Source organism: Streptomyces sp. NPDC006134 (assembly GCF_040628835.1).
Classification (GTDB): domain Bacteria; phylum Actinomycetota; class Actinomycetes; order Streptomycetales; family Streptomycetaceae; genus Streptomyces.
Genome location: NZ_JBEXTV010000036.1, coordinates 14,335 through 34,202 on the forward strand (window position 1 = coordinate 14,335; position 19,868 = coordinate 34,202).

Here is a 19,868-nt window from a genome sequence, read left to right on the forward strand (position 1 = left end):
GGACGGGGTCCACCCTGGCGGGCCGCCCCGAAAGGGCGGCCCGCGCATGGTGTCCGGCGGCCTCGCGACCGGCCCGCGTGGAGAGGGCGCCGACGCGAGCGGCGTCGTGACGGGTATTCAAGGAGGATCCCAGGGGAATCCCAGGGGAATTCCGGGGAAATTCCAGGGGGATCAGCGGGAGGCGGGGACCTCGGCGGGGCGGTCGGCTGGTCCGGCGACCGCGGGCACCGTGACCGCCGGCCTGGTGCGCAGTCCGAAGGCGCTGATCAGCGTGGCGAGCAGGGCCGCGGTGAGCGGGACCCACAGGGCCGCCCGGTAGCCGTCGAGCAGCGCGCCGGGCGCCGTCGACGCGGTGGCCGCGACATTGACGGCGGTGACGGTGGACAGGCCGATCGCGGCACCGAACTGGAAGGAGGTGTAGAGCAGACCGCCGGCCAGGCCCTGTTCCTCCTCCCGGACGCCCTCGGTGGCGACGATGGTGAGCGGACCGTAGGCGAGGGAGAAGGCCAGCCCGAGGAGGATCAGGCCGGGGAACATCGCCGAATAGGTCCAGTCGGCGCCGACCGGCAGGAACAGAGCGTACGACAGAGAGGCCAGCAGCAGCCCGCCGAAGATCACCCGGGCGTTGCCGAAGCGGTTCACCAGCCGGGGGGTGAGGACCGGGGAGAGGACCGCGTCGACGCCGATGACGATCATTGCGAAGCTGGTCTGCAGGGTCGACCAGCCGCGCAGCTCCTGGAGGTAGAGGACGACCACGAACTGGAAGCCGAAGAAGCCCGCCGCGAAGAGCAGTCCGACGAGATTGGCGCGGACCAGGGCGCCGCTGCGGAAGACACCGAGGCGGACCAGCGGGGACGCCGCGCGCCGTTCCGTGACGACGAACGCGGCAAGGAAGGCGAGGCCCGCGCCGAGCGTGCCGGCGGTCCAGGCGTGGCTCGTGTGCGTGGCGCGCTCCACGCCGAGGACGAGCAGGACGACGGCGGCGGTGACGGTGACGCCGCCGACCAGGTCGATGCTCCGGCCGGCCCGGTCGGGACGCGCGTGCCTGGGCACGAGGGCGAGCGCCGCGCACAGGATCAGCGCGGAGAGCACGACGGGGGCGAAGAACACCCAGCGCCAGCCGACCGAGGTGAGCAGCCCGCCGGCGACCAGGCCGATCGAGAAGCCGCCGGCCGCCGTGCCGGAGTAGAACAGGAGCGCTTTGTCGCGCCGGGGGCCCTCCTCGAAGCCGGTGGTGATGATGGACAGGCCGGCCGGGGTCATGAAGGCGGCGGCGACCCCGGTGACGAACCGGGCGACGATCAGCATCCACTCCTCGGTGGCCAGTCCGCCCAGGCCGGAGAAGAGCAGGAAGACCGAGAGCCAGAGGACGAACATCCGCCGGCGCCCGAAGAGGTCGGCGGCGCGCCCGCCGACCAGCATGAAGCCGCCGTATCCGAGGACGTACGCGCTCATGACCCACTGGAGGGAGCCGGTGGACAACCCGAGGTCGGCGCGGATGGAGGGCAGGGCCACGTTGAGCATGGCCACATCGATGCCCTCCAGGAAGATCGCGCCGCACAGGACGAGCAGGACGCCCCGTTCGCGTGCGCTCAGCGCAGCCGCCGGTTTCTGTGGACTCATCTCGGTTCCTCGATGGTTGTGGGGACGTTGCCGGTGCGAAAACCATCGATCAGGGCGCGGTGGGGGAACAACGGCGAAGACCGCAACGTTCGTTCAACCAGGCTTACCGATCCGGCCGACCTGGGGAACGTCGATGGAACGCGATGAACTGGAGTGTTTCCTGCTCCTCGCCGAGGAGTTGCACTTCGGTCGCACGGCCGACCGGATGCGGCTGTCCCGGGCCCGGGTGAGCCAGCTCGTGCGGCGACTCGAACGCCGCGTCGGCGCCCCGCTGTTCACGCGGACCAGCCGCCGCGTCGCCCTCACCTCGCTCGGCCGGCAACTGCGCGCCGATCTCGAACCGCACCACCGCGCGATCGAGGCCGCCCTGGAGCGGGCGTCCGCCACCGCGCGCGGCATCGACACCGTGCTGCACGTCGGCTTCTCGAACCCGCTGACCGGCGAGATCGTCCTGAAGGCGACGGAGGCCCTGCGCGCCAGCCACCCCGGGCTCGCCGTGGAGATCTGCGAGGTGCCGCTCGCCGACCCGTACGGGCAGCTGCGCAAGGGTGAGTTCGACGTCCAGATCACCGAACTTCCCGTACGAGAGGAAGACTTGGGTGAGGGGCCGACACTGCTCGCGGAGGAGCGCGTCCTCGCGATCGGCTCGGCGCATCCGCTCGCCGCCCGGGAGTCGGTGTCCCTGGAGGACCTGGCCGACGTGCCGTTGCTCACGATCGCCGGTCAGGTGCCCGACCACTGGCTCGAACACCACGTCCCCGCGCGCACACCGAGCGGCCGGCCGATCCCCCGCGGCCCCGGCGTGACGAACATGCAGGAGGCGCTGATGCTGGTCGCCGGCGGCAGGGGCGCGCTGCTCGCACCCGCGCACACGGCGACGTACTACGCCCGCCCCGGTGTCGCCTACATCCCCTTCGCGGACGCGGAGCCGACCGGCTACGGCCTGGTGTGGCGGGCCGGCCACGCCACCGGCGCGGTGCGGACCTTCGCCAGGATCGCCCGCGAGGTGGCGAAGGACGTGGTGCGGGGGGACACCGGAAGAAACACGCGCGGTCTGGAGAACACCCGAATCCGTGGGGTGCCGTCATGAGCGACGGCACCCCACCGCGGCGGAAGACCGGCTCGGGCCGGGCCCTCGGCATCGTCGGCGCGGCGGTCACCGCCTGTCCAAAGCACCCCGGCCGGACCGAGCCGGGAAGCGCAGTCCGCCACCGGTCACCTCGGCCGCTTCGGCCATCTCAGCCGCTTCGGCCATCTCGGCCACTTCGGCCCCTCCGCCCTCGCCGACCGCCTGCGGCCGGCGAGCACGTGATGCCCGGAGCCGGCCGACAAGCCTTCGGGCGCCGACCGCCTGCGGAAACCGTTCGACGGGCGGGGCCGGAACCGACATGATCCACGCGTGACGACTTCGCGACAGCTTCTGGTCCGGGCCGCCGCCCGCAACAACGCCGAGCGGTGCGCGGCGATGAGCCGGGCGCACGGCGCGCCGGGCGAGTTCGGGGAACAGGCGTGGACCGCTCCGTCCCGCACACCGCTCTACCACCCCGACGCGGTGACGCTGGTGCCGGGCGCCGATCCGGCCGCGCTGGTGGCCCGGATCGACACCGCCGCGCCCGGCGCCTCCGTCAAGGACAGCTTCGGCGACCTCGACCTGGCCGAGGCCGGCTTCCGGGTGCTGTTCGAGGCACAGTGGATCCACCGCCCGGCGAGTGCGCCCGCCCCCGCGACGGACCTCTCCTGGGACGTGGTGGACGAGCCGGACACGCTGCGCGCCTGGGCGCTCGCCTGGGACCGCGGGGACGGCAACGCGGACCTCTTCCGGCCCGAACTGCTCGACGATCCCGCCACGTTCGTGCTCGCCGGACGCACCGCCGACGGCCGGATGGCCGCCGGTGCGGTGGCGAGCCGCAGCGAACAGGTGGTGGGGATCACCGATCTCTTCGCGCTGGAAGGCGGCCTCGACGTGGCCTGGCCGGTCGTACTGGACGCGATGTCCCGCCTGTTTCCCGCCTCACCGGTGGTCGGCTACGAACGGGGCGAGGCGCTGGCCGCGGCCGTCCGCCACGGCTTCGAACCGGTCGGGCCGCTGCGGGTCTGGCTGAACGGCCGGTGACCGGACACTCCACCGGACCCGGCGGCAACACCCCCCGCCTAGGGAAGGCGACCATCGGGTGGCCATCGGCGTGGCCGTCGCGGACACCGCCCGGCTCCGGCGCCCGCTCAGGAGACGAGGGGCGGCTCGTCCAGCTCGGTCAGCTTCACCGTGCACAGGCCGCCGCGTTCGGTCTTCACGTCCGTCACCTTCAGCCGCGTACCCGGCAGGAGGACGAACTCCTCCTCGCCGGTGAACGCGGAGAAACCGCGGATGCCCACGGCCCGCGCGGGGACCACCTCGAAGAGCGTCCGTCTGCCGCGGCTGCCCAGGAACGCCCGTGCGACGCCGAGCTCGGACGTGCACGAGGACACACCCCACCAGGTCACGGTCCCCCCGCGGGGATACTGCGACCGCAGGTCCAGGGACACCCCGCGCCACAACGGCTCCGTGCGGACGGGAAGCCGCGCCACCGCCGCGAACAGCAGCCGCAGATAGGGCAGGTACGGGACGAGCCTGGTCCGGTCCGGGGAGCGCAGGACGGCGTTGAGCTCCCGGTAGAACGCGGACTCGCAGGTGTAGAGGTGGAGGGCGGCGATCGCGTCGGCGGACAGGCCGCCGCCGTCCGCATCGTCCGCCCGCCTCTCGCCGAACGCGTGCGACAGCTCGACGTGCCGGCCGAGCCCGGGCAGCAGCCGGGCGACCGGGGCGACGGCGTCGCGGAACCCCATGAGCGGGGTGTCGAACACACCGGTGATCGCGGGGAGGGCGAGTCCCTCGTCCTTGACGCCGGCGAGCCGTTCCAGATACAGCTGGTGCAGCTCCATGGTGGACGCGATGAACGCGCCCATGCGTTCGGCGACGCCGCCGTCCGCCCCGCCGTCCGCCGCCCCGGGCCTGTCCCACCCCTTGCTCGGCAGCCAGTCGATCTCGTCGGCGCCCAGCGACGCGAGGGCCGCGTTCACCACCCCGAAAGGGTCGCCTTCGCAGAACATGTCCCCCTGCGCCGCGGGATTGGGGTGGTCGATGTGCCGGACCTCGACCCCGGGGTACTCCTTCTGGAGCCGGAGGACGACCTTCTTCAGATTGCGCGCGTGCGCCCCCCACCACGCGAAGACGACACCGCGGTCCCCCTCGTCGGCGTTCTGCTTGGCCTTGAGGATCTCCTCGACGATCCGCTCCGCGACCGGACGCCAGAACGCGGTGTGCCGGCCGGCCCCCCTCGCCCCCTCACCGTCGGCGGTGAGGGCCGCGTTCAGCAGCAGGACACCCTGCGTGAGCATCGCCTGGAACCACTCCGGCGGCTGGACGGTGTCCTGCTTCTCCAAAAGGGCCCGGACATCGGCGATGGGGGTCTTCTTGGGAATGCCGTACTTCCACATCGCCGCCGCCTTGACGATGCAGCGGATGCTGACGACCCTGCCGAACCGGCTGTCCTCCCAGTCGTGGAAGGTGTTGTCGAACATGGCGATGCCGGTGGCGCTCTCCGGCCGCGGGTACGGGTTCTGGCCGAAGACGACGACCTTCCACTTGTGCGGCGGGTGGGGCTTGAGCGCCTGGAAGGTCAGTTCACGCACGGGAACGACCTCGGGGCCGCGGTCCGGGCCGATGAACGCGTCCGCGTCCGGCTGCGCCTCGATGACCGGCTTGAGCAGCGGAAGCCATGGCTCACCGCCGCCTTCGAACAACTCCGTGAGAGCCAGTGGGTCATGCGGACCGGACTGGGCGGGAAGGGCGGCATCGCTCATTGCGGACGGGACTCCGAAGTGTCGGACCCTGCGGACAGGGGCATGGCCGGCGAGAAGGAGTGATCTCCGCGCGGACGTCCCGCACGCGAGGGCGGAGGAAGCCGAGAGCCACGCGCGGGGAGCGGATCGGTACGCGTCGGGGACGCCGGATCCGAAGACGTGATCACCCGAAGGTGTGATCAGCGGAAATCTGGCGGCAGGCTAACACCGGACCGGTGCACCGGCAATCGTGACGCCGCGTCACGGTCCTTCGCCCGCCGGGTCGTTGTCAGTGGGGCACGGTAGCGTCGTGAGCAGTGGAAAAGCCGTTTCTCGACGGGAGTGGACGATGACCGTGGACCGCGTACAGCCGGCACTCAGGGTGGTGCTGACCGACATCGACACGCAGGTGGTGGAGGCGTGGCGGGCGGCGTTCGCCGACACCCCCGGCATCGAGATCCGCCAAGGCTCGATCCTCGACGAGGACGTCGACGCCTGGGTCAGCCCGACCAACTCCCGGGGCCGGATGGACGGCGGGGTCGACGCGGCCATCAAGCGGCACCTCGGAGCGGGCATCCAGCTGCGCGTGCAGCGGGCGATCCGCGACCGGTTCGCCGGACGTCTCCCCGTGGGCAGCGCGGTGTGCGTCCCGTCCGGGGCGAGCACCCCGAAGTTCCTGATCTCGACGCCGACGATGGAGAAGTCCTCGCAGAACGTGAGCGAGACCCTGAACGTGGCCCTGGCGTGCGCCGCCGCCTTCCAGGCGGTCCACCGGCAGAACGACGGGGCGCCGGGCAGCATCGGGTCGGTGGCGCTGGTCGGCATGGGAGCCCGGACCGGCCGGGTGCCCGCGCGGGTGTGCGCCAACCTGATGTGGACGGGCTACACGTTGTTCAACGACTACTCCTTCGAGGACGACGACGACCTGCGCAGCACGATCGTCGCGCAGCTCGACGACATCGAGAACGTCCCCGCCGAGAAGCGGATACGCATCACGCCGCCCCGGCGCCGCGCCGCCCGCCGCTGACCGGCGGCCCGCTCCCGCGCCCGGATCCCGCCGCCCGGCCCACGCGCCGGGAAGCGCACGCGCCGCCCAACTGGGCCGGTCTCCCTTAGGGTTGGCACGCGCCTGGCCGTGACCGGGTTCCGGCCCGGGTCCCGGCCCGGGGCCCTGACCCGGATGCGGTCCCCGAGGCCGCGATCGTCGTATTGGCCGGACAGCGTCGAGACATCGGAGTCAGCTCTGCATGACGTACCAAGTACCCCCGGAAACAGCGTGCTTCGTGGACCGGGAGGAGGAGCAGGCGCGGGCCTTCCGCGCGGTGGCGGAGTGGGGCGGGCGGTCCCGGCCGCTGGTCCTGGCGCTGAGCGGCCTGGGCGGAACCGGGAAGACGGAGCTCGCCTTCCGGATCGCACGCCGGCAGCGGGACCGCTATCCGGACGGGGTCCTGTACGTGGACCTGGACGACCTGCGGCGCGACGGAGCGGTGGAGGTCTCCGACGTACTGGGGGAACTGCTGCGCTCCCTCGGCGTGGGGGCGGAGTGGCTGGGGCACTCGTTCCAGGCCCGCTGCAAGCAGTACTGGGCGCAGACCGACCGCAAGCGGCTGGTGGTGATCGTCGACAACGCGCGCTACGGAGCCGAGGTGACACCCTTGCTGCCGGCCTCCGGTGAGAGCCTCGCGATCGTCACGAGCCATGGCCCCCTGTACGAGCTGGAGAGCGGAGCCGTGGTCGAGCTGGCGCTCGACCCGCTGGACGACGGGCACGCCATGGAGCTGCTGCGGCGGGTCGCGGACGATCCCCGGCTGCTCCGGGAAGCCGAGGCCGCCGTCGGCCTGGTGCGCCTGTGCTCCGGGCTTCCCGCGGCCCTGCACGTCGCCGGCCGCTGGATGCGCAGACACCGCCGCCGTCCCCTGGCACGTCTGCTGGACGACCTGACCGCCGAACTGCACGAGAAGGGACTGCCGGTGGTGGAGCGCGTCTGGGACGCGGCCTACCGGGGCCTGGGAGCCCGGGCCGCGTCGCTGTACCGGCTGCTGGCCGGCGCTCCCGGGCCGGCCTTCACGGCCGAGAGCGCCGCCGCGCTCGCGGGATGCGGCCCGGAGGCGGCTGTGGAGGCACTGGAGGAACTGGAGAACGCCGGACTGCTCGACGGCCGCGGTGAGCGGTTCCGCCTGCCGGAACTGCTGCGGGCGCACGCGGCGCGCTGCGCGGTCCGCGAGGGCGGCGAACGGGAGACCGCGGAAGGGCAGCACCGGATCGTCCGGTGGTACCTGCGGCAGGCGCAGCGGGCCGACGCGCTCGCCGCCGGGGCCCGCCTGACCCTCGCCGACCCCGAACCACCCGTCGAGGGCGCCCCCGACGTACGGTTCGAACCGCCGGACCAGGCCGGACCGGTACGGGCCGCGGCGTCCACGGGCCAGGCGTCCACGGGCCAGGCGTCCACGGGCCAGGCGTCCACGGGCCAGGCGTCCACGAGCCCGGCGGGGCGGGCGCTGGCGTGGCTGGAGGCCGAGCGCCACGCACTGCACGCGTGCGTCCGCATCGCCTACGCGCGGGGCCTGGACAGACAGGCGTGGGCGCTGTGCGAGCCGCTGTGGACGCACTTCCTCGACCACCCGCACGGCACCGGCACCGTCGAGGCGTTCCGCACGGGGGTGGCCGCCGCGCAGCGCGCCGGAGACGTACCCGCCCTGGTGCGCATGCGATGCCAGCTGGCGCGGCCCCTGTGGGAGCGGGAGGACTTCGCCGGTGCCGAGCAGCAGATGCAGCAGGCGCTCGGCGCGGCACAGACCCTCGGCGACTCGGACCGGGACCGGAAGCTGGCCGCGTCGGCCGTCGAGTTCCGCGGCATGCTGCGTTCCGCCCGAGGGGACTGGGCCGCCGCCGCGGCGGACTTCCGAACGGCCCGTGAGACGCACCGCGCGATCGGCAACGACTACGGCGTCATGCTGCAGACCTACCGGTGGGGCCAGGCCATGGCCGAGCTCGGGGACCTCGAGCGGGCCGTCACCCTGCTGGAACAGGCCCACGCCATGGCCGGCGAACTGGGCCGGCACCGTATGACGGCGCGCACCGGCTTCGCCCTGGGCGGCGTGCTGCGCGGCCTCGGCCGGGCGGACCGGGCACGCGCGTTGTACGAGACCGCTCTGGCCGGCGCGCGCGACCGCGGTGCCGAAGGGGACGAAGCCCGGGTCCTCGACGCGCTAGCGGCCCTGGCCGAGGAGACCGGGCGCACGGAGGAGGCCCGGGACCACCGTGCGGCGGCGGCCGCCATCCGCGAGCGCAACGGCATGGCCCCCTGACGGACGTGCGTCACAGGGCGTTCTCGGCCTCCCCGTCGGCCGCGGTGGACAGCTCGGCGGGGAAGGAGCGGCCCCCGATCACGCACGTGACCGAGGCGCGCATCCGCGACGGGACCGGCCGGCCGCCGAGCCAGGCGTGGACGGCACTGAGCACCGCGGCCGGGTCGGCCCGCACGATGCGGCCGCCGTCCCGGCACGGTGAGATCCGCACCCGCAGCAGCGCCCCGCCGCGCACGCGGACCAGGCAGTACGAGGGGGACAGCACCGCGGCGGCCGTGCGGCAGCCCGGGTAGCGGTCGAGGGTGTGCGCGGTCCATCCGCCCGCCGTCCACGCCACGCCGTGCGGGGCACCCGTCGGCCGCGTCGCGCGGCGGTACAGGAGTGCGGCGCTCTGGGCGTGCCGCTCGTCGGCCGTGCCGTGTTCGGCGGCGAGATGGTGTGCGGGCGCGCCGGTGTAGGCGGGGAAGCGTTCCACCGTCACCCGGGAACCGTCGAGTACGGCCCGCACGGCGAAAGCGGCCGGAGTACGGAGCGGCGCACGCGGCGCGGGGAGGACGCGGGCGCCGACGGGCACCGCCGAAGGCGTGAGGTCCAGCAGCCGGTACGCCTCCTCGCGGAGCCGGTCCAGCGCCTGCCCCTGTGCGGCGAACGCGGAGCGTGCCAAGGCCCGCACGGCTTCGGGGCGGTGCCGGGCCAGGGCCGCCTCCAGCCCTTCGGGGCCCGGCTCGCGCAGCCGCGGTCCGTGCTCCAGGAACGCGGCCAGGGGGCTGCCGGGTATGAGTTCCTCGCCCCCGTCGTACGCCCCGATCAGCGGGCGGCCCAGGGCGGCGGCGTACAGCGCGGTGGAGCCGTGGTCGGTGACGACGGCGTCCCCGGCGACGAGGACCGCGGCCCACTCCTCGTACGCTTCCGCCAGGACCAGGCCGGCGTCGAGCGCCGGGGACAGGCGCTCGGCGAGCTCGAAGGAACCGAGCCGGCTGCGCTCGTTGGGGTGCAGGACGAGCGCCACCTGGTACGCGTCGTGGGGGAGCGCGGCCACCAGCTCCGCGGGGAGCCCCGGGCGCCGGCGGAGCAGTGATTCGGGGCCCCAGGTGGAGGTCAGGACGACCAGCGTCCGCGCACCGGTGCCCAGGGCGGCCCGGTAGCGGTCCCGGTGCGAGACGGACGCCAGCAAGCGCTCCAGGGTGGGGTCGCCCACCACCTTGGCCCGTGCCGCGGCTCGTGGACTGAGGCGTGCCAGCCGGTGCACCTGACCGGGGTGGGCGAGGGCGTGGACGGAGGCCAGGGCGCGGCCGTCGGGCAGCAGGTACGCCGGGTCCAGGCCGGAGGGCACCCGGCCCGAACCCTCCCCCCGCACGCTCTTGTTGAAACCGGCGCCGTGCGGGAGCAGTACCCGCGGGCCGCGCAGCAGGCCGATGTCGCCTTTCGGGCTGGCCGCCAGGATCAGGTCGTAGGAGCGGCGGCACGCCTCTTCCCAGGGGACGGTGCGCGCTCCGGCGCGCTCGACGGCGGTCAGCGCCTCGACGTCGAAGTCGGAACCCGGAACTAGGGTGTAGGACCGGTCGATCCGGTCGTCTCCGGCGAAGACCGGCAGCACGTCGAGAAGCCGGTGCAGAGCCGTGGCCGACCGCGCGGCGAAAAGCACCTCACGTCGCCCGTCGCCCGTCGCCCGTCGCCCGTCGCCCGTCGCCCGTCGCCCGTCGCCCGTCGCCCGTCGCCCGTCGCCCGTCGAGTATCCGATTCTACCGGGGTCAGGCGCGTCAGGTATGCCGTTTGCGCAGTTCAGCCGGGGTTCTCTGTTCGCGGGCATGGGGTGATCGTATCGACCGGCCGGTGCCGGCCGAGCCCGCGCGGGCGGGCCGCCGGGCGTGGCCCACCTCGCGATGCGCTCCGGTGGGAGGTGAAGAATGGGGCCCATGACGGAGTGGGGGATCGCCGTGCTCGCGGCCGGCTCGGCACTGCTGGGAAGTCTCGTCACGGGGTGGTTCACCCGCGGGGCGGGTCACCGGCAGGCGGAGGCGGCGCGGCACGCGGGGGACCGGCAGGCGGACGCGTTGCTGGAGACGGTCCGGATGACACTGGAGGAACAGCGAGCCGCTCGTCTGCACGAGGCGCGGCGGCAGACCTATGCGCGGTTCCTGGAAGCGGCGGAGGAGGCTCTGCTGGCGCGGCGCACCGGTGAAGGGCAGTCCACGACCCGTTCCGCTCTGCAGCGGGCTCTCGGTGCCGTGCTCCTGGAAGGCCCCGAGGGCGTCGCCCGTTCCGCCCGCGACCTGGTCGGCCTCCTCGCCGGCAGCCGCTCCCTCGACGATCTGGAACGGGCGAGACGCGACTTCGTCGAGTCCGCGCAAGAGGCACTCGGGCAGGCGGACCGGCGGGGCTGAGGCGGCCGGCGGGCGGACCGGCGCCCCCCTCCCACCCACGGTCAGCCGGGGCCCCGGCCTGCGCTCCGGACGCGGCCCGGCGCCGTCCGGGGCGTCCGGGGGCAGGGGCGTCCGGGGGCATCCGGGGCCGTGGCGTGAGGGGCCGCGCGGCCCCGGCCGTCCCCGTTCACCATGACCGCCCGGCGATGCCCCCTGCTTAATGAAAGCCAAAAGAAAAGTGGTGTCAGTGTCCTTGACCCCAACTGCCGCGGCGGGCAAGGTTCCGGAGAGCGCTCTCCCACGTCGGTCCCATCCCAGGAGTCCCCTCATGCCCGCAGTCGGCATACCCCCAGCAGCGCCGTTCCCCCGCAGACCCGGCCGCCGTGCCCCGGCCACGGTCCTCCGCAGACCCGGCCGCCGCGGCGTCGTCGGCGTGGTGGTCACCGCTCTCGCCGCCACCCTTCTCACCTTCGCGCCCGCCCAGGAAGCCGAGGCCGCGCCCGTACTGCTCTCCCAGGGCAAGCCGGTCACCGCCTCCAGCCAGGAGCACGGCGGCACCCCGGCGACCGCGGCCGTCGACGGCAACTCCGGCACCCGCTGGTCCAGCGCCCACTCCGACCCGCAGTGGATCCGCGTCGACCTCGGTGCGAGCACCAAGGTGAGCCAGGTCGTCCTGGACTGGGAGGCGGCGTACGCCAAGGGCTACCGCATCGAGCTGTCCGCCAACGGCTCCGACTGGTCGACGGCCTACCAGACCGCCACCGGCGACGGCGGCACGGACACCGTCACCGTGACGGGCGACGCCCGTTACATCCGCGTGTACGGCACGGCCCGCGCCACCCAGTACGGCTACTCGCTCTGGGAGTTCAAGGTGTACGGCGAGAGCGGCACCGGAGGTCCGCAGCTGCCCGGCGGGGGCGATCTCGGCCCGAACGTGCACGTCTTCGACCCGTCGACGCCGGGTATCCAGGCCAAGCTGGACGAGGTATTCCGCGAGCAGGAGTCGGCGCAGTTCGGCAGCGGCCGGCACGCGTTCCTGTTCAAGCCGGGTACGTACCACGGCCTCAACGCGCAGATCGGCTTCTACACCCAGATCGCGGGCCTCGGCCTGAAGCCCGACGACACGACCATCAACGGTGACGTGACGGTCGACGCGGGCTGGTTCAACGGCAACGCCACGCAGAACTTCTGGCGGGCGGCCGAGAACCTGGCGCTGAACCCGGTGAGCGGGACCAACCGGTGGGCGGTCTCCCAGGCGGCGTCGTTCCGTCGTATGCACGTCAAGGGCGGACTGAACCTCGCGCCGAACGGCTACGGCTGGGCCAGCGGCGGCTACATCGCCGACTCGAAGATCGACGGCCAGGTCGGCAACTACTCGCAGCAGCAGTGGTACACCCGGGACAGCGCCATCGGCGGCTGGTCCAACTCCGTGTGGAACCAGGTCTTCTCGGGTGTCGAGGGTGCCCCGGCGACCAGCTTCCCCGAGCCCCGCTACACCACCCTCGCGAACACCCCGATCTCGCGCGAGAAGCCGTTCCTGTACCTGGACGGTGACGAGTACAAGGTGTTCGTACCGGCCAAGCGCACCGACGCGCGCGGCACCACCTGGGCGAACGGCACTCCGCAGGGCGAGTCGATCCCGCTGAGCCGGTTCTACGTCGTCAAGCCCGGCGCCACCGCCGCCACCATCAACCAGGCACTCGCCCAGGGGCTGCACCTGCTGTTCACCCCGGGCGTCTACCACGTCGACCAGACCATCGACGTCGACCGGGCGAACACCATCGTGCTCGGCCTCGGCCTGGCCACGATCGTCCCGGACAACGGGGTGACCGCGATGAAGGTCGCCGACGTCGACGGCGTGCGACTGGCCGGGTTCCTCATCGACGCCGGCGTGGTCAACTCCCCGACGCTGCTGGAGGTCGGCCCGCAGGGCGCGTCCGCCGACCACGCCGCGAACCCGACCACCGTGCAGGACGTCTACCTCCGGATCGGCGGCGCGCACGCCGGCAAGGCGACCACCAGCATGGTGATCAACAGCCACGACACGATCGTCGACCACACCTGGGTGTGGCGGGCCGACCACGGTGAGGGCGTCGGCTGGGAGACCAACCGGGCCGACTACGGCGTCCGCGTCAACGGAGACGACGTCCTGGCCACCGGACTGTTCGTCGAGCACTTCAACAAGTACGACGTCGAGTGGTACGGCGAGCGCGGACGGACGATCTTCTACCAGAACGAGAAGGCGTACGACGCCCCGAACCAGGCGGCCATCCAGAACGGTGCGACGAAGGGCTACGCCGCCTACCGGGTCGACGACTCCGTGGACACCCACGAGGCATGGGGCCTGGGCAGCTACTGCAACTACAACGTCGACCCGACGATCCGCCAGGACCACGGCTTCAAGACCCCGGTCAAGCCGGGAATCAAGTTCCACAGCCTGCTGGTGGTCTCCCTCGGCGGCATGGGCCACTACGAGCACGTCATCAACGACACCGGAGCGTCCACGGTCCCGGCCGGCACCTCGACCGTGCCGTCCACCCTCGTCTCCTTCCCCTGACACACCGTCCGCCGGCCGCCGGATGATCCGGCAAGTGGGCCGGCACCGACCCCCTTCCGGTCCGGGTGACAACCCCGTGCCCCGGCCCGGAGGGGCCCCGCGGCCCGGTGCCTGAACCGGGCGCCCGGGGCCGCGGCCCCGTCACGCCCTCCACGCGACCGTGCCGTCCCGAACCGGGCGGCACGCCGCGGCCACGCGCCGAACGGGGACCGGGGATCCCCCTGGTGAGCGCTCCCCACCCGGCACACCGACCTGCCAGGAGCAGATGTGTCCAGACCCCCCTCCCCACCCGCCCTGACCCGCCGCCGCACCGGCCCGGCCGGCTTGTCCGTGCTGGCTCTCGGCGCGCTGGTGGCGTCCTCGCTCACCCTCGCCGCCCCACCGGCCCGAGCCGCCGACACCCTGCTGTCGCAGGGCAGGCCCGCCACCTCCTCGTCGCACGAGGGCGACGCCTACGCCGCGTCGGCGGCCGTGGACGGCAATCTCACCGGCACCCGCTGGTCCAGTCAGTGGAGCGATCCGCAGTGGCTCCAGGTCGACCTCGGCCGTCGCGCGAACCTCAGTCGGGCCGTCCTGACGTGGGAAGCCGCGTACGGCAGGAGCTACCAGATCCAGGCGTCCGACAACGGCACCGACTGGCGGACGCTGAGGACCGTGACCGGCGGCGACGGCGGCACGGACGACCTCGCCCTGACGGGCTCCGGGCGCTACGTGCGGATGCTGGGAACGGAACGGTCCGGGGGGTACGGCTACTCCCTGTGGGAGTTCCAGGTCTACGGGAACACGGACGACGCTCCGCCGCCCCTCACGGGCGCGGTCCGGGTGACGGGCTCCCAGGGGAACTGGCAGCTCACCGTCGGCGATCAGCCGTACACCGTCAAGGGGCTGACCTGGGGACCGGCCATCGCCGATGCCCCGAAGTACCTGCCGGACGTGAAGTCGATGGGTGTCAACACGATCCGCACCTGGGGCACCGACGGCGGCACCAAGCCGCTGCTGGACTCGGCGGCGGCCAACGGCATCCGCGTGATCAACGGCTTCTGGCTCCAGCCGGGCGGCGGCCCGGGCAGCGGCGGCTGCGTGAACTACGTGACCGACTCGACGTACAAGAACAACATGCTGACCGAGTTCGCGAAGTGGGTGGAGACCTACAAGTCGCACCCGGCCACGCTGATGTGGAACGTCGGCAACGAATCGGTGCTCGGACTGCAGAACTGCTACAGCGGCACCGAACTCGAAGCCCAGCGCAACGCCTACACCTCTTTCGTCAACGACGTGGCCAAGAAGATCCACTCGATCGACCCGGATCACCCGGTCACCTCGACCGACGCCTGGACCGGTGCCTGGCCCTACTACAAGCGCAACGCGCCCGACCTCGACCTGTACTCGATGAACTCCTACGGCGACATCTGCAACGTGCAGGAGGACTGGGAGGCGGGCGGCTACACCAAGCCCTACATCATCACCGAGGGCGGGCCCGCCGGTGAGTGGGAGGTGCCGGACGACGCCAACGGTGTCCCCGACGAGCCCACCGACGTACAGAAGGCGGACGGCTACACCCAGGCGTGGAACTGCGTCACCGGCCACCGGGGCGTCGCGCTCGGCGCCACCCTCTTCCACTACGGCATCGAGCACGACTTCGGCGGCGTCTGGTTCAACCTCCTGCCCGACGGCCTCAAGCGCCTGTCGTACTACGCCGTCAAGAAGGCCTACACCGGGTCGTCCAGCGGCGACAACACGCCCCCGGTCATCACGAACATGGCCGTCAGCCCCGCGTCCTCGGCCCCCGCGGGCGGGGAGTTCAGCGTGCGCGCCGACGTCCGCGACCCGGACGGCGACCCGATCACGTACAAGATCTTCCTCAGCGGCAACTACGCGAGCGGCGACAAACGGCTCGTCGAGGCCCGCTGGCGCTCCACCGGGAACGGTACCTTCGCCGTCACCGCGCCCGAGAAGCTGGGCGTGTGGAAGGTGTACATCCAGGCCGAGGACGGACGCGGGAACGCCGGTATCGAGACCAAGTCGGTGAAGGTCGTCGCCCCGCCGGTCACCGGTACCAACGTGGCGCTGAACAAGCCGACCACCGCCTCCTCCTTCCAGGCGTCGTACGGCGACTGCCCCTGCGAGCCCGCCGAGGCCACCGACGGCCGTGCCGACACCCGCTGGGCCAGCGACTGGAGCGACCCCCAGTGGATCCGCGTCGACCTCGGCGCCCCCACCGCGATCCGCAAGCTCCAGTTGCACTGGGACCCGGCCTACGCGAAGTCCTACGAGGTCCAGGTGTCCGACGACGGCACCACCTGGCGCACGGTCCACTCCACGACGACCGGCAACGGCGACATCGACACCATCGACGTCGCGGCGACCGCACGGCACGTCCGTCTCCACCTGACGGCCAGGGGGACGGGCTGGGGCTACTCGCTCCACGAGTTCGGCGTCTACAGCTGACGCACGCACCGCGCCAGGCCCCCGGCAGGGGGCAGCGCTCAGCCCCCTGCCGGGCCACCATCCCCCCACCGATGGGCTGGAGGCCCTTCATGAGATGGCGTACGAAACGACTCCCCGCGCTCCTTCTCGGCAGCGCTCTCGTCGCATCCGTCCTCGGTCTCGGCACGGTCGCCACCGCGGCCGATCCGGGAAGTCCCGCCCTGGCCGGCGGTCACACCGGACACACGACGGCCGTGTCGACCCAGGCGTCCGGAGACGACCCCGACGGAGACGGCTACATACCGGCCGTCCCCCAGGTCACCGGCGTCACACCGTCCACGCACACTCCGCCGCCGCGGTACCACAAGGAGTTCCAGGCCAACTGCTCCGTCACGCACACCGCGCCGGACGACCCGATCGTGTACCCGGGGCAGCCGGGCAAGTCCCATGACCACACCTTCATGGGCAACACCTCGACCGACGCGCACAGCACCACCAACTCGCTCTACGGCGGCGAGACCAAGTGTCTCGCACCCGCCGACGGCTCCGCGTACTGGATGCCCTCCCTGTACAACGGGGACAAGAAGATCCTCCCGGTGGGCCCGCAGGTCATCTACTACAAGGCCGGTGTCACCGACTACACCAGCGTGCGGCCGTTCCCCAAGGGGCTGCGGTTCGTCGTGGGCGATCCGATGCAGAGCGCCGACGAGTTCCGCCGCCACCGCGGCTTCGTCGAGGGCTGGGAATGCGGTGACAGCTTCTTCAACGTCGACATCCCGGCGAGCTGTCCGAGCCGGCCCGACGTACAGCTCAACATCCGTATGCAGGCCCCCAGTTGCTGGGACGGGAAGTACCTCGACACCCCCGACCACAAGAGCCACATGGCCTACCCGGTCGTCAAGCCCGGCACCAACGACAACATGTGCCCGGCCTCCCACCCGGTCGCCGTGCCGATGATCGAGTTCAAGATGGCCTTCCCGGTCAACGGCGACATGAGCCAGGTCCGGCCGGCCAGTGGGCGCGGCTACTCCTTCCACTACGACTTCTTCAACGCGTGGGAGGAACGCACCCTCAAGGCGTTGGTCGACCACTGCATCGTGGGTGGCTTCCAGTGTGACGCGCGCGGCTACGACCTGTACCACCCGGAGCGGGGCGCGGTCCTGAACGCGGACTACCGACTGCCCTGACCGGCCGTACGACCCGGGCCCGGCCGTTCCCGCTCACGCGAGGAAGGCCGGGCCCTCTGCCCTGCCCGGCGCCACCGGCAAGGGCCAGGACCGAGCAACCGTGAGAAGAGGGGCGGGACATGGACCCGGACAGGGACGACAGGGTGCTCGACCGGCACATCGCAGAGCTGACCCTTGAGCAGAAGGTGCGCCTGCTCACCGGTGCGACGACATGGCGCACGGCGGGGGAGGCCGGCATCGGTCTGCGGGAGATGGTGATGTCGGACGGGCCGGCCGGCGTCCGCGGTGAGGCGTGGGACGAGCGACGCCCCTCCGCGCTGCTGCCCTCCGCCTCGGCCCTGGGAGCCATGTGGGACGAGGGGCTGGTGGAGGAGCTCGGCGGGCTGCTGGCCGCGGAGGCCGCCCGCAAGGGCGTCGACGTGGTGCTGGCCCCGACGCTCAACCTCCACCGGACCCCGCTCGGGGGCCGGCACTTCGAGTGCCTCTCGGAGGATCCCGAACTGACGGGCCGCACCGGCGCCGCACTGGTCCGGGGCATCCAGGCCCATGGTGTGGCGGCCACGGCCAAGCACTATGTCGCGAACGACTCCGAGACCGACCGGCTGACCGTAGACGTGCGCGCGTCCGAGCGGACCCTGCGCGAGGTGTACCTGGCACCCTTCGAGGCGGCCGTCGAGGCGGGCGTGTGGCTCGTCATGGCGGGCTACAACCGCGTCGACGGCGTGACGATGACGTCCCATCCCCTCCTCGACGAGCCACTCAAACGGGAGTGGGGGTTCGACGGGGTCGTCGTGTCCGACTGGGCCGCTGTGCGGTCGACCGAGGAGCCGGCCCGCGCCGCTCTCGACCTGGCGATGCCAGGGCCGCAGAGTCCCTGGGGCGCCGCGCTGGTGCAGGCGGTGAAGGACGGACGGGTTCCGGAGCAAGCCGTCGACGACAAGGTGCGTCGACTGCTCCGGCTCGCCGACCGGGTGGGCGCCTTCACGCCGCCTCGCCGGCGCCGCAGGCCGGTGCAGGACTCACCGAAGCCCCGGGCGCTGCTGCGCCGGGCGGTCGCGGCCGGCTCCGTGCTGCTCGGCAACCGAGGAGTGCTTCCGCTGGATCCGGCGGCGCTGTCCGCCGTCGCGGTCATCGGCGCGCACGCCGCGTCACCCCGCACGCAGGGCGGCGGCAGCGCGGGTGTCTTTCCCTTCGATGTGGTGACCCCGCTGGCCGGGATCCGGGCCCGGCTGCGCGGCCGCGCCCGGGTGGTGCACGTCCCCGGGGTGCCGCCCCCGGGCCTCGCATCGGCCCCGCTCGACACCGACCGGTGCAGCGACCCGAGGTCCGGCGCCCCCGGGGTGCTGCTGCGCGTCCTGGACGAGTCGGGGCGGGAACTGCGCGCGGAGCATCGCCTCTCGGGCCGTCAGCTCGAACCGGATCTGCCTCCGGGGGCCCACACGGTGGAGATCAGCGCCGTGCTGCGGCCGCGGCGGACGGGGGAGTGGACGTTCGGCGTCGGCGGCTTCGGCCGGATGACGCTCACCGTCGGCGGACTCACGATCCTGGACGGCGTGTTCCCCCGTGAGACGGACGACCCGGCGGTCGTCCATGTCAATCCACCAGTGCGGGAGGCACGGACGGAGCTGACCTCGAAGCGGCCGGTGCACGTGGTGGCGCGGCGCGAGCTGGTCCCCGGCTGCGGGCGCGCCACCGTGGTCACCGCGGCGCCGCCGGAGCCCGATGCGCAGAGCGCGATGGCGGCCGCGGCGGAGGCGGCCCGGGAGGCGGACGTCGCGATCGTGGTCGTCGGTACCACCCAGCACGACGAGACAGAGGGATACGACCGGAGCGATCTGTCCCTCGGCGGGCGGCAGGACGACCTCGTGCGCGCGGTGGCCGCGGCCAATCCGCGCACGGTCGTGGTCGTCAACAGCGGCGGTCCGGTAGAGCTGCCGTGGCGGGAGGACGTGGGCGCGGTGCTGCTCGCGTGGTTCCCGGGACAGGAGGCGGGCGCGGGGCTCGCCGACGTACTGTTCGGGGTGGAGGAGCCCGGCGGGCGGCTTCCCACGACCTGGGGCTCGTCTCTCGCGGACACGCCCGTGACGCGTACGCGACCCGCGGGGGGTCGTCTCGACTACGCCGAGGGACTTCACATCGGGCATCGGGCCTGGCTGCGGGCCGGCCGGGCACCGGCCTTCTGGTTCGGCCACGGACTCGGGTACACCACCTGGGAGTACGAAGCCGTCGAGGTGCCGGCAAGGGTCACGACGGGCGACGCGTTCACCGTGCGGGTACGCCTTCGCAACACGGGGAACCGCGCCGGGCGGGAGGTCGTCCAGGTCTACGCGGCCCGGCCGGGGTCGGCCGTGGAGCGGCCCGTACGCTGGTTCGCCGGCTACGCGGCGGTCCGGGCGGAGGCGGGCCGGACGGTGACCGCCGAGGTGGAGGTGGCGCCCCGCGCCCTGCGTCACTGGTCGGAGGAGGAACGCGCCTGGTCCACGGAGCCTGGGCCGTATCGGATCATGGTGGGCAGGTCGGCGGGGGACCTGTGGTGGGAAGGGGAGGTGACGGTCGAGCGTCGGGCGCTCACCGGCTGAGGCCC

The 19,868-nt window shown here is 72.7% G+C and carries 12 protein-coding genes; 9 read left to right on the top strand and 3 right to left on the bottom strand.

Annotated elements, in window-relative coordinates; genetic code table 11:
* Nucleotides 1–171 precede the first annotated feature (171 nt).
* Nucleotides 172–1,623, bottom strand: coding sequence for an MFS transporter (locus ABZ340_RS22950; RefSeq protein ID WP_358783671.1), 1,452 nt, complete (start codon nucleotides 1,621–1,623; stop codon nucleotides 172–174).
* Nucleotides 1,624–1,756: 133 nt separating this feature from the next.
* Here ABZ340_RS22950 and ABZ340_RS22955 point away from each other — a divergent pair, with 133 nt between their 5' ends.
* Entirely contained in the window at nucleotides 1,757–2,713 is a 957-nt protein-coding gene (locus ABZ340_RS22955; protein ID WP_358783672.1) for a LysR family transcriptional regulator, read from the top strand.
* Nucleotides 2,714–3,022: 309 nt separating this feature from the next.
* Nucleotides 3,023–3,736, top strand: coding sequence for a hypothetical protein (locus ABZ340_RS22960; RefSeq protein WP_358783673.1), 714 nt, complete (start codon nucleotides 3,023–3,025; stop codon nucleotides 3,734–3,736).
* 107 nt (nucleotides 3,737–3,843) lie between these two features.
* On the opposite strand, the gene ABZ340_RS22965 is transcribed toward ABZ340_RS22960, so the two are convergent.
* A complete protein-coding gene (locus tag ABZ340_RS22965; RefSeq protein ID WP_358783674.1) occupies nucleotides 3,844–5,463 on the bottom strand; it encodes an ADP-ribosyltransferase domain-containing protein in 1,620 nt (539 codons plus the stop codon).
* Between the two features lie 328 nt (nucleotides 5,464–5,791).
* Here ABZ340_RS22965 and ABZ340_RS22970 point away from each other — a divergent pair, with 328 nt between their 5' ends.
* Nucleotides 5,792–6,469, top strand: coding sequence for a macro domain-containing protein (locus tag ABZ340_RS22970; RefSeq protein WP_358783675.1), 678 nt, complete (start codon nucleotides 5,792–5,794; stop codon nucleotides 6,467–6,469).
* A 220-nt stretch (nucleotides 6,470–6,689) separates the two neighbouring features.
* Complete coding sequence (locus tag ABZ340_RS22975) at nucleotides 6,690–8,750, top strand: tetratricopeptide repeat protein (RefSeq protein ID WP_358783676.1); 2,061 nt, start codon at nucleotides 6,690–6,692, stop codon at nucleotides 8,748–8,750.
* A 10-nt stretch (nucleotides 8,751–8,760) separates the two neighbouring features.
* Here the strand turns inward: ABZ340_RS22975 and ABZ340_RS22980 are convergent, their stop codons facing one another.
* The gene (locus ABZ340_RS22980) at nucleotides 8,761–10,395 is read right to left on the bottom strand and encodes a translation initiation factor 2 (protein WP_358783677.1); all 1,635 of its coding nucleotides are present in this window, start codon (nucleotides 10,393–10,395) and stop codon (nucleotides 8,761–8,763) included.
* Between the two features lie 271 nt (nucleotides 10,396–10,666).
* Between ABZ340_RS22980 and ABZ340_RS22985 the strand changes: the two genes are divergently transcribed.
* The 5 genes from ABZ340_RS22985 (at nucleotide 10,667) to ABZ340_RS23005 (ending at nucleotide 19,863) form a co-directional block, all read left to right on the top strand.
* On the top strand, nucleotides 10,667–11,134 hold the full coding sequence (locus ABZ340_RS22985) for a hypothetical protein (protein ID WP_358783678.1): 468 nt from the start codon (nucleotides 10,667–10,669) through the stop codon (nucleotides 11,132–11,134).
* Between the two features lie 307 nt (nucleotides 11,135–11,441).
* On the top strand, nucleotides 11,442–13,670 hold the full coding sequence (locus tag ABZ340_RS22990; protein WP_358783679.1) for a discoidin domain-containing protein: 2,229 nt from the start codon (nucleotides 11,442–11,444) through the stop codon (nucleotides 13,668–13,670).
* A gap of 294 nt (nucleotides 13,671–13,964) precedes the next feature.
* Nucleotides 13,965–16,118, top strand: a complete 2,154-nt coding sequence (locus ABZ340_RS22995; RefSeq protein ID WP_358783723.1) for a discoidin domain-containing protein — start codon at nucleotides 13,965–13,967, stop codon at nucleotides 16,116–16,118.
* Nucleotides 16,119–16,207: 89 nt separating this feature from the next.
* Nucleotides 16,208–17,284 carry a DUF1996 domain-containing protein gene (locus tag ABZ340_RS23000; protein WP_358783680.1) on the top strand — a complete coding sequence of 359 codons (1,077 nt, stop codon included), beginning with the start codon at nucleotides 16,208–16,210 and terminating at the stop codon, nucleotides 17,282–17,284.
* A 119-nt stretch (nucleotides 17,285–17,403) separates the two neighbouring features.
* The gene (locus ABZ340_RS23005; RefSeq protein WP_358783681.1) at nucleotides 17,404–19,863 is read left to right on the top strand and encodes a glycoside hydrolase family 3 C-terminal domain-containing protein; all 2,460 of its coding nucleotides are present in this window, start codon (nucleotides 17,404–17,406) and stop codon (nucleotides 19,861–19,863) included.
* Nucleotides 19,864–19,868: the final 5 nt, after the last annotated feature.

Bases quoted from the DNA above. Each gene is read 5' to 3' on its own strand.
- ABZ340_RS22950 (WP_358783671.1), bottom strand. From the start codon at position 1,623: ATGAGTCCACAGAAACCGGCGGCTGCGCTGAGCGCACGCGAACGGGGC.
- ABZ340_RS22955 (WP_358783672.1), top strand. From the start codon at position 1,757: ATGGAACGCGATGAACTGGAGTGTTTCCTGCTCCTCGCCGAGGAGTTG.
- ABZ340_RS22965 (WP_358783674.1), bottom strand. From the start codon at position 5,463: ATGAGCGATGCCGCCCTTCCCGCCCAGTCCGGTCCGCATGACCCACTG.
- ABZ340_RS22970 (WP_358783675.1), top strand. From the start codon at position 5,792: ATGACCGTGGACCGCGTACAGCCGGCACTCAGGGTGGTGCTGACCGAC.
- ABZ340_RS22975 (WP_358783676.1), top strand. From the start codon at position 6,690: ATGACGTACCAAGTACCCCCGGAAACAGCGTGCTTCGTGGACCGGGAG.
- ABZ340_RS22985 (WP_358783678.1), top strand. From the start codon at position 10,667: ATGACGGAGTGGGGGATCGCCGTGCTCGCGGCCGGCTCGGCACTGCTG.
- ABZ340_RS22990 (WP_358783679.1), top strand. From the start codon at position 11,442: ATGCCCGCAGTCGGCATACCCCCAGCAGCGCCGTTCCCCCGCAGACCC.
- ABZ340_RS23000 (WP_358783680.1), top strand. From the start codon at position 16,208: ATGAGATGGCGTACGAAACGACTCCCCGCGCTCCTTCTCGGCAGCGCT.
- ABZ340_RS23005 (WP_358783681.1), top strand. From the start codon at position 17,404: ATGGACCCGGACAGGGACGACAGGGTGCTCGACCGGCACATCGCAGAG.